Raw genomic sequence first — 15059 nt, 5'->3', positions numbered from 1 at the left:
GGACAAAAAATGAGCGCTCGCCGGCGCCTTGGAGTTTCACCGGCGAGCGCCCCGGGCCCAGTGCTTGACGGGCCTCGAAAGCTATTGCTGCACGGTGAGCGAGCCGCCGACCGTGCTGACATCCACCGCATGGGTGCCAGAGCCATACGTCTGCTCGCGGCCGCCCAACCTCGCGGGACTGTCGTTGAAACGACCACCGACAGTATTGAATTCCAATCTCACATCCGCCTGGGCCGGCGGCTTCAGCCGGACATCCCCGCCCACCGAGGACACAGAAGTAGCCACGACCTTCCGCGGTGCCAATGCCACGGTGCCGTTCACCGTGCTGACATCCAACCGCTCCTCCGAACCGTTCACTTCCACACGGCCATTGACTGTCGCCAGCGACTGCCGCCCCGTCACGCCCGCCACCGTCACCGGACCGCCCACCGTCGCCAAATCCAAACGCGCCCGCCGTGGCACCTTCGCAGTGAATCTCACCGCGGGCCCGCTCCGACGGCAGGACCGCGTTTCTTGTTCACACGGACCGCAACAAACCCGCGCCCGGATGACACCCTTTTCTTGGACGACTTCCACGCCCACTTCGTTCCGGGAACTCTCCGCGCCTTCCCAAACAACCGTGATTACCACGTCATTCCCGTCTACCGCATCTACGCGCACCGCGCCATCAACATTGCCGATGTGAACTTCAGGCGTACCGTCCGTGTTGAACGTCCACGTCTGGGTGGACGGCGCGGCGGCGAGGATGAGCAGCAAGGGCAGGACCATGTGCGGGCTCCGGAAGGGGTGGGATACACCCTTCCCTACGCCCCGGCCCCGCCCTCATTGCGCCCGGTGGAGACGCAGTATCCACACCGCTCTGACATGCCTCAGGCGTCCGCGCCCCGGGCAATCCGCTGATACAGCGCGTCATGGCGCCGGACCATCTTCTCCAGGGAGAGCTCGCGCGCCACGAAGTCCCGCGCCGTATGCCCCATGCTTCTCGCCTTCTCGGGATTCGCGAGAAGCTGACGGAAGGCCTGGGCCAACTGAGCGGGACGCTCGGGGTCCACCACGAGGCCGCGTTCGCCATCGCGAACCAGGTCGGTGTTGCCACCCACGCGCGTCACCACCATGGGAAGCCCTGCGGCCATGCCCTCCATCACCGCGTTGGACATGCCCTCCGCGTTGGAGCAGAGGACGCCGAAGGTCGCCCTGGCGTAGATGGCGGGCACGTCCGTGCGGTGCCGTAGGAAGTGCACGGTATCGGACACACCCAGCTCACCGGCCAGCTTCTCCAGGCCCGGCCGGCGCGGACCGTCTCCCACCAGGAAGGCGTGCAGCGTGCTACCGGCATGGCGCAGCTGGGCCAGCGCGAGCAGCAGGTCCTCCTGCCGCTTCACCGGATGATTCATGTTGGCCACGTGGACCACCACCGGCGCGGCCCCCGTGTCGGGGAGCGGCCCGCGCAGCCCTTCGCGCCTGCGGGACTCGAAGCGCGGCAAGTCCAGGCCGTTGTGGATGACGGACACGCGCGAGGCCAGCAGGCCCTCCTCGGTGATGAGCTGGTGGCGGATGGCCTCCGCGTTGCCAATCACATGGTCCGCCATGCCGCACAGCCGCGACTGCACCGCGCGCCGCGCCCGCCCCTGCCAGTGCGCCAGGTCCAACCGGCCCACGATGACCTTCGTACCCGCGAGCTTCGCCGCCGGCACGGCCACCATCGTGGAGTAGAAGTCATGCACGTGCACCAGCTCCACGCGGTTCGCCTTGAGCCAGCGTGCCATGCGGTACACCTGATACGCCGTGTTCGGCTGCACCACGGAGCCCTTGAGCGGGAAGGCCGCGGGCGCGTGGCCCAGCTTCCACACCGCGCCAATCAGCGGCCCCGAATCATCCAGCACGGACACCTGCAACCGGTAGCTGGCGGGCAGTCCCCGCAACAGCTCCAGCACCTGAACCTCGGTCCCTCCAATGTGGAAAGACCGGGTGAACTGGACCAGACGGAGGGGCTCCTGCCCCATCCGCGCCTCCTCACGCCGCATGTCCGGACCCCTCCCACGTCGCCACCACCGGCTCGCCCGGAGCCGGAACCCGTTGCCTGTCCGCCGCCTCGGACGCGCGCGCCACCCGGTGCGCCGCAGCAGCCAGGCCGAAGAGCACGTAGCAGTGCGCGGCCAGGATGTAGCCGGAGAACAAGTGACACACGAGGTAGCCCACCACCGACGCGGACAAGGCTCGCGCCAGCCACCCCACTTCCTTGTCCCGCGACGCCTCGAAGGCGCCGCCCGCGGCACCACCCGCGAACACCATGAAGAACAGCAAGCCCACCCAGCCCAGCTCGCCAATGACATCCAGGAAGATGTTGTGGGCCACATACGCCCGGCGCGCCTCGGGGGGCGCGTACATGGGCCACGCGTAGCGGAAGCCGCCCGCCCCCACGCCCAGCAGCGGCTTGTCCAGGCTGATGCGGCTGGCCACCTGCCACGCGTAGACGCGGCCCATGGCGGACGCATCCTCGTGGAACTCGGCCACTGTCTCGTTGCGCTGCCAGAAGCTCTGCGGCGCGAAGACGAGCAGGCCCATCACGAAGAGCGAGCCCACGACAATGGCCTGGATGCGGCGCTTCTCGCGGATGGCCCACAGCGCCATGGCCGCGGAAAGACCGATGAAGCCGCCGCGCGAGTGCGAGACGACGATGGCCGCCACCGCCAGGATGGCCGCCGTCAAACACGCCAGACGCCACAGCCAGCCGCTGCCCTTACGGGCCACGAAGGCCACCGCCAGCGGCACCACCAGCGCCAGGTTCATGGCCATGTGGTTCGGGTCCGCGTAGACGCCCACCCAGCGCGCGCGGAAGCCTTCCACCAGGTCCTCGCCCACCAGGTACCAGTTGATGGCGCCAATGGACGTCACCACCGACGCCAGCACCATGGCCCCGCACACCACCGCCAGCCGGCGGCCGGTGGTGATGACGTTGACGAAGGTGATGTAGATGGCCGTCAGCTTCAGCAGCTCGATGCCCGTGGCGGTCGTCACCTCCGGATTCACGGACCAGCCGACGGACACCACCGCCAGCATGGAGAAGGCGATCAGCGCAAGACCGCGCGAGCCGTCCACGTACAGCGGCTCCGCCCGCCCCAGCCGGCGCATCACCATGAGACCCGCCGCCAGCCCCGACGTCACCAACGCGAGGCGCAGCGGTGCGAGCGCCGGGATCCACTCACCCGGTACCGAGTACATGACCGCCGCGAAAGCGGTCAGCGCATAGAAGGCCCACACGTCACGGCGCTGCCCCTGCTCTCCCAGCACCATTCACTCCACCTCCCGGCAGTTGCGTCGCGCACCAATACGCGTGCCTGGGCGAAAGCAGAGGACATGCCAGGGGCCCCGTCGGGCAAAGCCCTGAATCTTCTAGAACGGGGCGGCCTCGCCGGACGTGCGGGCCGCCCCGGACTGAAATTCCTACGGGACGGGGCCGCTCTCCATCGGAAGAACCGCCGAGGCCACCGGCTCCAGCCGCCCGTCTTGGAGCCAGGGCGTGCCCAGTTCCTCCAACAGCCGCGACAGGGTCAGCGTCACCAGACGGCGCAGCTCCGCATGCGACTCCGGCGCCACCACCGGCTCCAGGCCCTTCTGGGCACGCTCGACCGCGGAGGCGCGCAGGCGCGGCGCTTCCGGAGCGCCCTCGAAAAGGCGCTGCCCCAACTCCACCACGCGCCCCAGCGGCACCGGACGCGCGTCCGCGCGCTCCTCCAGCACCGCCATGGCCACCACCGCGGCCAGGAGGCGCTCCAGGCCCAGCGTCTCCAGGGGCACGCCGAAGCGGGCCAGGACCTCGCGCGCGGAGCCGTCGGTGCCGCCCAGCACCCCGCGGAACACCTGCACCTGGGCCTCCGCGCGGGTCAGCAACGCCTCGGAGGCGGCTAGCTCGCGCCGGGAGCGGAACGGCACCGGCTCCGCGCCTTCCACGCGCAGCGCCCGCCGGGGCCGCTTCTGGCGCAGCGCGGAGATGGCGGCCGCTTCCTCCGGAAGCACCATCAGCACACCCTCGACCAGGGCGCCCGGCGCCTTGGCCAGCCGGTCCGCGCGGAACTTGAGCTGGAGCGTGAGCGAAAAGCCCGTCTGGAAGATGCGCCGCAGCGGCGTGTCGCGCAGCACGTCCGTGGCGCGCTCCGGGTCCGCGCCCGTCAGGTGTTCGAGCGCCAGGGACAGGTAGTCGCGCACCGTCTCGCTCGCGCGGCGGATGGCGTCCAAATCCCCCGGGTCCGCCAGGTCCGCCACCAGCGCGGCGCTGGCCACCTCACGCAGTTCGTCCTCCGCGTTCACCGCCTCCACCATCGTCAGGCCGCGGAAGGCCGCCTCCAGGTAGTCCACATGGCCCGTGGTGGGCGCCAGCCCTGGACGCGCGGCGGACACGGGCGCGGGCACCACGTCCACACGGCTGAACAGGGACACCGCCTCCTCCAGCGACGGGAAGCCCATGTCCTGGAGCCGGCCGCGGCGGAACTGGTACGCCGTCTCCTCCATCTCACTGGGAATCTCCCAGCGCGCGGCCTCCAGCAGGCGCACGGCCTCGAAGGGGTTCTCCGCGATGAGGTCGTTGAGGAGCGAGCGGACGGCGGACATCTCCACGCCCTCCACCTTGATTTCGACGAGGTAACGCCCCTCCGGGGTCTCCATCGTCACGCCCGGCGGGTTGACGTCCGGGTTCTCTTCCAGGTCGTGCACCTCGATGAACTCGCGCAGGAGGATTTCGAGCACTTCCAGGTCCAGCGTGTGCAGCTTGCGCAGGAACTCCCCCGTGTCCTCCACCCCGCCCCGCGCGGCGCGCAGCCAGGTGAGGACGGCGTGCGAGTCCAGCGCATCCCGCCGCCAGCCGGCCAGGTCCACGAAGGCGCGGAACTGGCCGGGTGAGGCGAGCTGCACCAGCTCCGTCGAATCCGCGAGCCCCAGCTCCTGGATGGTGACGTAGAGGTCCTCGGCGGGCATCGAGCGCACCAGCGCGCGGGCCTCCGCGACATCCAAGAGGGCGTCCACCCGCTGACGCGGGGACAGCCTCATCAACCGCTGACGCAGCTCCCGGGGAGCCAGCTGCGTGTCGCTTCCATTTCCCTTGCCGTTTTCGGACACGGCGCGGTCCCTACCACAGCGCCCCCCGGCCCGGGAGCAGAACCCCACCGGGAGCGGCGGCTACCGGATGATGCCGGCGGCCCTCAGACGCGGGTGGACTTGCCGAAGGTGTCGAGCAGCGCGCCCCAGACCTCATCCACGCCCAGCTTCTCCGTGGAGGAGAAAGGGAGGATGACCTCCAGCGGCAGGTCCATCAATTTGGAGAGCTCCACCAGCCGAGGCTTGCGCTTGGCCTTGGTGAGCCGGTCCACCTTGGTGGCCACCACCAGCACCCGGCGGTTGTGCGCCTGGAGATAGTCGAGCGTGGTGAGGTCGTCCGGCGTGGGGCCCACCTCCACGTCCACGATGCTGACCACGGCCTCCAGGCGGTGCCGCTTCTCCAGGTAGGTGGTGATCATCTTCTCCCACTGGGCCTTGTCCGCCTTGCTGGCCTTGGCGAAGCCGTAGCCCGGCAGGTCGGCCAGGCGGAGCTGGTGGCGCACGCCGCCGCGCTCCAGGTCCACGTCAAAGAAGTTCAACGTCCGGGTGCGCCCCGGCGTGTTGGACACGCGCACCAGCTTCCTGCGGCCGGTGAGCGCGTTGATCATGGAGGATTTGCCCACGTTGGAGCGGCCGACGAAGGCCACCTCCGCCGTGTGGTCCGTCGGGTAGCCCTTGGGCTCCACGGCGGTGGTGACGAAGCGTGCGTCGAGGACCTTGATCACAACGTCATTTCTTGGCCGACGGATCCGCGGCGCGGCGGGCGCGCTCGGCGGACCAGTGGTCGATGGCCTTGAGCGACTCCTTGAAGTCGAACGGCCGGAGGGAGGGCGAGGAAGCGTCGTGGCAGGAGCGGCACTGCTTCTCAGAGGGGTCCACCAGGCCCACCAGGCGCGCCAGCTCCGAGTCCTTCATCACGTACTCGGGCGAGTAGTACTGCCCTCCGCCGTGGCACGTCTCACAGGTGACATTCACCGTCGCCTGGGTGACCTGCTCCGGCGAGTGGCAGGACAGGCAGCGCCCGTCCTTCTTCTGCTGGTCGGTGAGCGAACTCTCCGCCCGGGCGTGCTTCGACTGCATCCAGGCGTCGTAGGCCTCGGGGTGGCAGCCCTTGCAGCTGTCCGGGCCTACGAAGTCGGCGCCCCCGGCCGCCCCAGCGGCGGCCAGCACGAGAAGGGAGAGTATCCTGATGCCAGGAACGCGCATGAAGCCGGAGTAGCAGAGCCCCCCGGACGGGGCAAGGCGTCTCGTGGTTGAATGACCGGCAGAAACTTCCGTCGGGCATAGGGGATTGCTAGAGCCTTGCCCGCCCGTTCCAGCAGGGAGGAGCCGTATGCGCATCCTGACCGTCCTCGCCGTCCTCACCTTCGCCGTCCCCGCCGCCGCCAAGCCCTGGCAGGGCATTGAGCCGGGCGTGTCGAAGCGCGACGAAATCATCAAGAAGTTCGGTGAGCCCTCGCGCACCGTCAAACAGGACGGCAAGGAGATCATCGCCTACCTATCCAAGGAGGCCATCAAGGGCACCACCCAGACCCAGTTCAAGGTGGATCCGGACACGCAGCTGGTGGAGCGCATCGACGTGTTCCCCGGGCCCATCATCGACAAGGAGACGGTGGAGAACAGCTACGGCCCCTCCTGCCCCTCCGGCGCCGCGCCCGCCACTCCTTGCTACCTGCGCAAGCTGACGGACGACTTCCGCACCTACTTTCTCTACCCCCGCCTGGGCCTGGCCATCTTCTTCAACGAGGACGGCAAGACGGTTCAGTCGTTGACGTTCACCACGCAGAAGGCCGCGAAGTAAGGCCACGCCCGTGCACGTCTTCGGACTGACGGGAGGCATCGCCTCCGGCAAGAGCACCGTGACGCGCGTCCTGCGGGAGCTGGGCGCGGAGGTGCTGGACGCGGACGTGATTGCCCGCGAGGTGGTGGAACCGGGCACGCCCGGGCTGGCCGCGGTGGCGGCGCGCTTCCCCGGCGTGGTGGGCTCGGACGGCCGGCTGGACAGGGCGAAGCTGGGCGCACGCGTCTTCGGGGACCCCGCAGAGCGCGCCGCGCTCAACGACATCACCCACCCGCTGGTGCGTCAGGCCTTCATGGACAAGCTCCAGGCGCTGGAGGAACGGGGCGTGGCGCGCGTCATCTACGACGTGCCCCTGCTCATCGAAAGCGGCATGCACGCCTGGATGGAGGCCGTGGCGGTGGTGTGGGTGCCCCGCGCGCTACAGAAGGCCCGGCTGATGTCGCGCGACGGGCTGGACTCCGACGCCGCCGACGCCCGGCTGGCCGCCCAGCTCCCCCTGGACGACAAGCGCGCCCATGCCACCTGGGTCATCGACAACAGTGGGGACCTGGCCTCCACCCGCGCCCAGGTTGAAGCGATGTGGCGCGCCATGCTCGCGCGCGGCTGAGCGCCGGGTATGCTGCGCGCCGCATGAGCGAGACGCGCAAGAAGGCCACGGCCGGAACGTACTTCCTCACCGGCTACCCGGGATTCATCGGCAAGCGGCTGGTGGAGCACATCGCCCGCGAGGACCCGAAGGGGCACATCTACGCGCTGGTGCAGCCCAAGTCGTTCAAGGAGGCGCAGCAGCACGCCGCCCGCGTGAAGGGCGCCAAGGTGGAGCTGCTCACCGGCGACGTGGTGGACATGCACCTGGGCCTGTCGGGCGAGGAGTACCAGCGCCTGTGCGAGCGGGTGACGGACATCTTCCACCTGGCGGCGGTGGCCCAGCTGGGCGTGGCCAAGGAGACGGCCTGGCGGGTGAACGTGGACGGCACCCGCAACATGCTGGAGCTGGCTCGGGACTGCGGGAAGCTCACGCGCTTCAACTACTTCTCCACCTGCTACGTGTCCGGCGACCGCCTGGGCGTCATCGCCGAGGACGAACTGGACCGGGGCCAGGGCTTCCGCAACGCCTACGAGGAGACAAAGTTCCAGGCGGAGCGGCTGGTGCAGCGCGCGGGCGCCACCCTGCCCATCACCGTCTTCCGGCCCTCCAGCGTGGTGGGGGACTCCCGCACGGGGGAGATTGACCGCTTCGAGGGGCCCTACTACCTGGGCATCCTCCTGGTCACCTCGCCGCTGGTGGTGCCCCTGCCCCTGCCGGGCAACGGCGTGGCGCCGCTGAACGTGGTGCCGGTGGACTACGTGGTGGAGGCGGTGTGGCGCCTGTCGAAGGACCCGCGCGCCCAGGGCAACACCTTCCACCTGGTGGACCCCAACCCGATGAGCGCGCGCCGCGTGTACGAGCTCATCGCGGAGAAGTCGAACAAGAAGCTGCCGCGCTTCAACCTCTCCGCGCGGGCGGCGGACGTCATGCTGCGGCTGCCACTGCTGGAGAAGCTGGCCCGCCCGCAGCGCGCCGCCATCAGCTACGTCAACCACCTGGCCATCTACAACTGCCACAACACGCTGGAGCTGCTGGACGGCACCGGCGTGCGGTGCCCTCCCCTGTCGTCCTATCTGGATCAGCTCGTGGCCTACGTGCGGGACCAGTACCGCAAGCGCCGTGAAGGCTCGGATGAGGACGACCCGTTGGATCAGGGCGCGGCACCCGACGCGGAGCGTCCCTGAGCACGCGCGGCGGCCAGCCGTGGTAGATCCACGGTTCCCATGCCACGCACCTACCAGCCAGGCGACACGTTCACGCACGTCCGCGAGTGCGACCGGTACCGGCCGATTTACTACGCGGGCGCTTCGGGGGATTACAACCCCATCCACATCGACCCGGAGGCGGGCTCCGCCGCCGGGCTCAACGGCAACATCCTCCAGGGGCTGTGCACCCTGGGCTGGGTGGTGGAAGCCATTGCCGGCTTCGTGGAGGACCCGGGCCGGGTCCGCCGCGTGAAGGCGCGCTTCTCGCGCCCGGTGCGGCCCGAGGACACGATTACCTTCCAGGGTCGCGTCACCGCCGTCCAGGACGGGCGGCTCACGGCGGAAGTCTCCGCCACCAACCAGCGCGGCGAGGACGTCCTCAAGGGCGCCGTCGTCGAAGCCTTCATCGGGTAACGACCATGGCCCTCGACAAGCAATTCATCGGCCGTGAGTACGGCCCGTACCGCTACACCCTGGGCGAGGAGAAGATGCGCGAGTTCACGCTCGCCGTCGGCGGCGCGAAGCCGGGCGCCGGAACGCCGGGCGAGCCTCCCGCGCACGTCAGCCCGCTCCTCTACGACGAGCAGGCCGCCAAGGCGGGGCCGCACGGGGGCCTCATCGCCTTCCCCAGCTTCGCCGTCGTCTTCGCCATCCGCCCCTTCAGCGCCGCCATCGCGGACCCCGCGTTGAACATCAACATGCAGATGCTGGTGCACGGCGAACAGGACCTGGAGTTCCTGGACGTCATGCGCCCAGGCGATGTGATGACGACCACCGGCCGCATCGCGGACCTCTACGAGCGCGCCCGCATGGGCTTCGTCATCGTCACCAGCGAGTCGCGCAACCAGCACGGCACCCTGGTGGTGAAGGGCACGTGGTCGGCCATCATCCGCGGCTAGCCGTCAGCCCGCGGAAATGACGCCTTCATCGATGAGCTGGACGAGGATGCGCGCGGTATCCAGCCGCGTCATCCCCGACAGCGAGAAGAGGTCCTCGTAGCTCACCGAGCCGTCAATCTGCGCCAGCACGAAGCCGGCGCGGTGGTCCAGGTTGAGCCAGATGATGTCGTCCGGCTGGAGGCGCACCGCGGGCACCCGGCCCAGGTCCCCCAGCTTGGACTCCAGCCGGGCCATCAGCATCCGCTCACTGCGCGCGCGCAGCGACTCCACGCGGATGTCCGATGGCGCCAGCCCCTTCGCCTTGAAGAGCAGGTCCACCGCGCCGGAGTGGTCATCCAGCTCCAGCAGGTCCTCGGCCCCGCGCAGGAGCAGGTCCAGCTCGCTCTCCGCCACGGGCAGGCCAAACTCCTGGGTGTGGCCCTCGGGGATGCCGTACTCGTCGGTGTCCCCCTTCGTCTGGATGACGGGCTCGTCGAACTCGATGACCACGTCACGCGCCAGCAGCTCCAGCACGTCCGCCGGCGCGCCGTCCAGCGCCTCCCGAAGGACGACGGGCGCCGGGGGCGACTTGCCACCGGCCTCCGAGGGGCCGCCCTGCCCTTCCGCCCATGCGCCCCAGTCGCCTTCCAGCGCCGGTGAGACGGGCAGGTCCGCGTCGGTAGGCGCCAGCCGCCCCAGCGAAGGCTCCAACTCCGGAGGCCGCTCGAACGGCGTCGCCGCGCCCCGCGAAGGCGCGCCCGCGGCGGCCGCCAGGTACTCCCGGGCGCGGGTGTTGGTCGAATCCAGCTCCAGCGCGCGCTCAAAGAGCCGCTGCGCCCCCTGGGCGTCGCCACTGAGGCGCAGCCACAGTCCTGCCTCGATGAGCTGGTTCGCGCGCTGGCTGCTCATCTACCGCCCCGTGCCGCCGGGCGCCGGGCCCTTGAGCTGCGCCAGGCATCCCGTGAGCAGTTCACACGCGCGGCCCAGCGCCGCCACGTCCTCGCCCGCACGGACCGCGCGCGCGTGCTCCAGCACCTGCTCCGCGCGAGGCATCACATCCGGCGCCAGGCCTCCTCCGCCCGGCAGCAGCCGCGCCCGCGTGAGCGCGTCCACCACGTCGCGCGCCAGCGAGTCCAGCTCCACGCGCCGCGTCTTCAGCTCCTCGGACGCACGCGCGGCGATGAGGTAGCCGCGCTGCTCGTCCATGATGCGCTGGAGCTCCTCCTCCGTGAGGCCGCTGGACGCGGTGACGGTGATGGACTGGCGAAGCCCCGTCTCCCGGTCCTTCGCGTGCACGGAGACGATGCCCTCCGCGTTGATGTCGAACGTGACGTCGATCTCCACCTGGCCCCGTGGCGCTTCCCGCAGGCCGGTGAGGACGAACTCGCCCAGCAGCTCGTTCTGGTGCGCCAGGTCGTGCTCGCCCTGGAGCACCATGATCTTCACGACGCGCTGGAAGTCCTTCGACGTGGCGAAGACCTCCGTGGCCGACGTGGGCACCGTGGTGTTCTTGGGGATGAGCCGGCGCACGGAGCCCCCGGCGATGGCCACGCCCAGGCTCTGCGGCGTCACGTCCAGCAAGAGCAGCTCATGCTCCGGCTGCACCAGCGCGTGGGCCTGAATCGCGGCGCCCAGCGCCACCACCTCGTCCGGATGGACGCCCTTGCAGGGCTCGCGGCGGAAGTAGCCGCGCACGGCCTCCACGATTTTCGGCATGCGCGACATGCCGCCCACGAGGATGACTTCCTTCAGCTCGGAGGCGCGCACGCCCGCCTCGCCGAGCACCTCGGTGGTCAGCCCCACCACCCGCTCCGCCAGGTCGGACGTCAGGTCATCCAGCTTGTCGCGGCTCAGCGTGGCTTGCAGGTGCAGCGCCGCACCACCGCCGGGCGGCGTGCAGATGAAGGGCAGGTTGAGCCCCGTCTCGCGCACGCTGGACAGCTCCACCTTGGCCTTCTCCGCCGCGTCCTTGAGCCGCTGCAACGCCATGCGGTCCTTGCGCAGGTCGATGCCGTGCTCCTTCGCGAAGCCGAAGACGAGCCATTCGATGATGCGGTTGTCCCAGTCCTCACCGCCCAGATAGGTGTCACCGCCGGTGCCCACCACGTCGAAGACGCCCTGGGAGATATCCAGCACGGACACGTCGAAGGTGCCGCCACCCAGGTCCAGCACCGCCACGCGCCCGTTCACCGTGCGGCCGAAGCCGTAGGCCAGCGCCGCCGCCGTGGGCTCGTTGATGATTCGCAGCACGTCCAGCCCGGCGATGCGGCCCGCGTCCTTGGTGGCCTGGCGTTGGGCGTCGTTGAAGTAGGCCGGCACCGTGATGACGGCCTTGGAGACGGGCCGGCCGAAGTGCGCCTCCGCGTCCGCCTTCAGCTCCTGGAGAATCATGGCGCTGATTTCGGGGACGGACAGGTCCTTGCCGCCCATGCGGATGCGCAAGTCGTCGTGCTGCCCCGCCACCACCTCGTAGGACAGCGCGCGCAGCGAGTCCTGCACCTCGTGCGAGGAGAACTTCCGACCGATGAGCCGCTTGGCCGCGTACACCGTCTCCTGCGGATTGGTGATGGCCTGCCGCTTGGCGATGCTGCCCACCAGCCGCTTGCCATTCTTCGCCATGGCCACGACGGAGGGCGTGAGCCCCTGGCCCGTGCGGTTCTTGATGACGACGGGCTGGCCGTCCTGGACGGTGGCGACGATGCTGTTCGTCGTTCCCAGGTCGATGCCAATGAGGGGTTCGGGCTCAGCCATGGGGAACCGTACTTACTCCTAGAACGTCCAGCGCAGCTTCTTGAGCGCGGCCTTCGCTTCCGCGTTGTCCGGGGCCAGCTTCGCCGCCTCCTCGAAGGCCCGCTTCGCGAGTTTCTTAGATCCGGTGTCCAACAGCACCTTTCCCAGCGTCAGTTGGTGCTCGACCTTGTCGGGGGCCAGATCCACGGCGCGCTGCGCCAGCCCTCGGCTTTCAGCGGCATCCTGCCCCAGCAGCTGCCCCAGGCGGGCGCAACGCCAGGCGGCCTCGGCGTTCTGGTCGTCCAGCGAGCAGGCGAGCCGGTAGGCCGCCATGGCTCCATGCGTGTCGCCATGCCGCTCCATCTCCCGCCCTCGAGCGACTTCGATGGTCGCCCGCTGCGAGTCATGCCCCCGGCGCGCCTTGACCAGGAGAAGAGCGACTTCGCGGTTCTTCGGGTCCATCGTCTGGACCTGATGGAAGTCGTGATAGGCCCGCTCCCAGTCGCCACTGGCGATGGCGGCCTTGCCCCGGGCAATCAACTCGGCCAGCCGGCCCGTGCGGGCCAGGTAGGGATGCCGGGCCAACCGGGCCTGCCGCTCCGCCCGGCGCGCTTCGGACGCGCCATCATCCGGCGGTGGCGCCAGCGGACGCGACGGCGGCGGAATGGATGAAGGCCCGCTGGACGCCACGGGCGGACGGGGCGCCGGGGGTGGCGATGAAACCTGATGCACCGGCGGCGGCTCTGGCGTCAGCAGCTGCTGCGCAGGCGCGGACGGAGGCGGTGCGGAGGGTGGCGGCGGCGCGGCGGCGCGTTCGGCCTGGGCCAGTGCCGGATTCGCGCGCAGGTAGGCCTCGCGCTTGTCGGGCTGCATGAGCACGTTGTGCGCATCCGTGAGGCGCCGGAAGATGCGCTCCATGCGGGCACGGAAGCTGCCCAGGTTCTTCCCGAAGTAGCGGTCCGGATGGAAGCGGCGCGAGGCGTTGTAATACGCCTGCTTCACCTCCGACGCCGGAGCCCCGGGCTTCAGCCCCAACACGGTGAAGTGGTCCATCGCGTCGAGCGAGCGCTCCAGCTCGATGATCTCCTTCTTCCGCTCCGGCTCGAGGTCCACCTGCTCGGCCATGGCCGCGTCCACCACGGGCGCGGGCGCGCCCCGAGGCACCACCCGGGCGGGGACGATGGCGCCCTTGGCCCGCAGCGCCAGCAGCACCGCGATGGTGCGCGGCTCGCCCAGCTTGGAGCGTGCCAGCACCTGGTCGATGCGCTCCACGCGCCCCACGAGCTGGAGCACCGAGCTCTCTTCCGCGGTGAGCTGGAGACGCGCTGCATCCAGTTGGGGCACCGTGGCGATGTGATCCGTCAGGGCCCCCAGCCCGATGATCGTGTTTGGCGCACTCACAGTGACAGTCCGAGGAAAGACTTCCGGAGTTTCCAGACTAGGGTTCCGGACGCAGGGCGTCAAACGTCCGTGAACCCTTCCCCATGCGGTGGAACGCGGCCACGCCGGTCAGTTGGCGGCGAGCACGCGCTCGAGAATGGACAGGCCTTCATCCAACTCACGCACGGTGACGATGAAGGGCGGCGCGAAGCGCAGCGTGCGGTCGCCGGCGGCATTCACCAGCAGCCCCTCTCCGCGCAGTTGGGCGATGACGGGCGCCACCTCGCGATCCAACTCCACGCCCACCAGCAGCCCCTGGCCGCGCGCGGCCTGGATGCGGCCCGCGGGCAGCCGGCCCTGGAGCTCACGCGCCCGGGCGAGCAGATAGGCCCCCTTCTCCTGGACCTCGTCCAGGAAGCCGGGACGGCGGAGGATGCGCATCACGGCATTGGCGGCGGCCGCGGCCACCGGATTGCCACCGAAGGTGGAGCCGTGCGTGCCCGGCGTGAGGCTGGCGCCCAACTCTTCCTTGCAGAGCATGGCGCCAATCGGCAGGCCGTTGCCCAGCGCCTTCGCCACGCTGATGCCGTCCGGGACGATGCCCTCATGCATGAAGCCGAACGGCTTGCCGGTGCGGCCCATGCCCGTCTGCACTTCGTCCACCAGCAGCAACAGCCCGTGCTCGTCACACAGCGCGCGCAGACCGGCGAGGAAACCCGGGGGCGCCATCCGCACCCCGCCCTCCCCTTGGATGGGCTCCACGAGGATGGCGGCGGTCGCCGGGCCCACGGCCTTGCGCACCGCTTCGAGGTCGCCGTAGGGCACGTGGGTGAAGCCGGCGGGCAGCGGCTCGAAGCCCTTCTGGTACTTCGGCTGGCCGGTGGCGGTGACGGTGGCCAGGGTGCGGCCGTGGAAGCTGCTGTCGAAGGAGATGACCTCGAAGCGCTCCGGCGTGCCGCGGTCCTTCATCACCTTGCGCGTCAGCTTGAGCAGCGCCTCGTTCGCCTCCGCACCCGAGTTGCAGAAGAACGCGCGTGACAGGCCGGACCACTCGGTGAGCTGCGCGGCCAGGTCAATCTGGGGCTGAGAATAGAACACGTTGGAGACGTGCCACAGCGAATCCAGCTGCGCCTTCGCGGCGGCCACGACGTCCGGGTGGCAGTGTCCCAGCGCGCACGTGGCGATGCCACCAATCAGGTCCAGGTACTCGCGGCCATCCGTGTCCCAGACACGAGCCCCCTGGCCCCGCGCCAGGACGAAGGGCGGCTGCTTGTAGTTCTGCAGCAGGTGGCGCTTCGCCTTCTGGACCAGGGAGTCGGTGGAGGAGTCGGACGATGCGGAGGGGGAAGGCTCGGATTGCGACAAGGCAGTCATCCTTCGTGCGG

The 15059-nt window shown here is 69.7% G+C and carries 15 protein-coding genes; 5 read left to right on the top strand and 10 right to left on the bottom strand.

What is annotated here, in order from left to right; all coding sequences use genetic code 11:
• Positions 1–81: 81 nt before the first annotated feature.
• The 6 genes from F8M74_RS38005 to F8M74_RS23480 all read right to left on the bottom strand — a co-directional run bounded on the left by F8M74_RS38005 (position 82) and on the right by F8M74_RS23480 (position 6261).
• Positions 82–768: a hypothetical protein gene (locus tag F8M74_RS38005; protein ID WP_228560295.1), complete on the bottom strand. Its 687-nt coding sequence runs from the start codon at positions 766–768 to the stop codon at positions 82–84.
• A 101-nt stretch (positions 769–869) separates the two neighbouring features.
• Positions 870–2024 (bottom strand): spore coat polysaccharide biosynthesis glycosyltransferase ExoK, encoded by a 1155-nt coding sequence (gene exoK, locus F8M74_RS23500; RefSeq protein ID WP_141256276.1) that lies wholly within the window; start codon positions 2022–2024, stop codon positions 870–872.
• Positions 2014–3294 (bottom strand): spore coat polysaccharide polymerase ExoJ, encoded by a 1281-nt coding sequence (gene exoJ, locus F8M74_RS23495; protein WP_141256277.1) that lies wholly within the window; start codon positions 3292–3294, stop codon positions 2014–2016. The genes exoK and exoJ overlap by 11 nt, the downstream gene beginning before the upstream one ends.
• 150 nt (positions 3295–3444) lie before the next feature.
• Complete coding sequence (locus F8M74_RS23490) at positions 3445–5160, bottom strand: DUF6178 family protein (RefSeq protein WP_141256278.1); 1716 nt, start codon at positions 5158–5160, stop codon at positions 3445–3447.
• Between the two features lie 35 nt (positions 5161–5195).
• Positions 5196–5816, bottom strand: a complete 621-nt coding sequence (yihA, locus tag F8M74_RS23485; protein ID WP_141256279.1) for a ribosome biogenesis GTP-binding protein YihA/YsxC — start codon at positions 5814–5816, stop codon at positions 5196–5198.
• A gap of 4 nt (positions 5817–5820) precedes the next feature.
• Positions 5821–6261 carry a cytochrome c family protein gene (locus F8M74_RS23480; protein WP_225888846.1) on the bottom strand — a complete coding sequence of 147 codons (441 nt, stop codon included), beginning with the start codon at positions 6259–6261 and terminating at the stop codon, positions 5821–5823.
• Between the two features lie 163 nt (positions 6262–6424).
• Here F8M74_RS23480 and F8M74_RS23475 point away from each other — a divergent pair, with 163 nt between their 5' ends.
• The 5 genes from F8M74_RS23475 to F8M74_RS23455 are packed head-to-tail and all read left to right on the top strand — an operon-like array spanning position 6425 to position 9585.
• Positions 6425–6892 (top strand): hypothetical protein, encoded by a 468-nt coding sequence (locus F8M74_RS23475; protein ID WP_141256280.1) that lies wholly within the window; start codon positions 6425–6427, stop codon positions 6890–6892.
• 10 nt (positions 6893–6902) lie between these two features.
• On the top strand, positions 6903–7499 hold the full coding sequence (gene coaE / locus F8M74_RS23470; RefSeq protein WP_141256281.1) for a dephospho-CoA kinase: 597 nt from the start codon (positions 6903–6905) through the stop codon (positions 7497–7499).
• A gap of 23 nt (positions 7500–7522) precedes the next feature.
• Positions 7523–8665: an SDR family oxidoreductase gene (locus tag F8M74_RS23465; RefSeq protein WP_171410356.1), complete on the top strand. Its 1143-nt coding sequence runs from the start codon at positions 7523–7525 to the stop codon at positions 8663–8665.
• Positions 8666–8704: 39 nt separating this feature from the next.
• Positions 8705–9100 carry a MaoC/PaaZ C-terminal domain-containing protein gene (locus F8M74_RS23460; RefSeq protein ID WP_011553075.1) on the top strand — a complete coding sequence of 132 codons (396 nt, stop codon included), beginning with the start codon at positions 8705–8707 and terminating at the stop codon, positions 9098–9100.
• Positions 9101–9105: 5 nt separating this feature from the next.
• On the top strand, positions 9106–9585 hold the full coding sequence (locus F8M74_RS23455) for a MaoC family dehydratase N-terminal domain-containing protein (RefSeq protein ID WP_141256283.1): 480 nt from the start codon (positions 9106–9108) through the stop codon (positions 9583–9585).
• Between the two features lie 3 nt (positions 9586–9588).
• On the opposite strand, the gene F8M74_RS23450 is transcribed toward F8M74_RS23455, so the two are convergent.
• The 4 genes from F8M74_RS23450 to F8M74_RS23435 all read right to left on the bottom strand — a co-directional run bounded on the left by F8M74_RS23450 (position 9589) and on the right by F8M74_RS23435 (position 15048).
• A complete protein-coding gene (locus F8M74_RS23450) occupies positions 9589–10473 on the bottom strand; it encodes a hypothetical protein (protein ID WP_141256284.1) in 885 nt (294 codons plus the stop codon).
• Positions 10474–12315 (bottom strand): molecular chaperone DnaK, encoded by a 1842-nt coding sequence (gene dnaK, locus F8M74_RS23445; protein ID WP_141256285.1) that lies wholly within the window; start codon positions 12313–12315, stop codon positions 10474–10476.
• 18 nt (positions 12316–12333) lie between these two features.
• A complete protein-coding gene (locus F8M74_RS23440) occupies positions 12334–13695 on the bottom strand; it encodes a J domain-containing protein (RefSeq protein ID WP_141256286.1) in 1362 nt (453 codons plus the stop codon).
• A gap of 108 nt (positions 13696–13803) precedes the next feature.
• On the bottom strand, positions 13804–15048 hold the full coding sequence (locus F8M74_RS23435; RefSeq protein ID WP_141256287.1) for an acetylornithine transaminase: 1245 nt from the start codon (positions 15046–15048) through the stop codon (positions 13804–13806).
• Between the last annotated feature and the right edge of the window lie 11 nt (positions 15049–15059).

It is taken from the genome of Myxococcus sp. CA023 (assembly GCF_010998615.1).
Taxonomy (GTDB): domain Bacteria; phylum Myxococcota; class Myxococcia; order Myxococcales; family Myxococcaceae; genus Myxococcus.
Note: the sequence above shows the minus strand (reverse complement) of the source record. Positions and strands in the feature narration are given on the sequence as shown.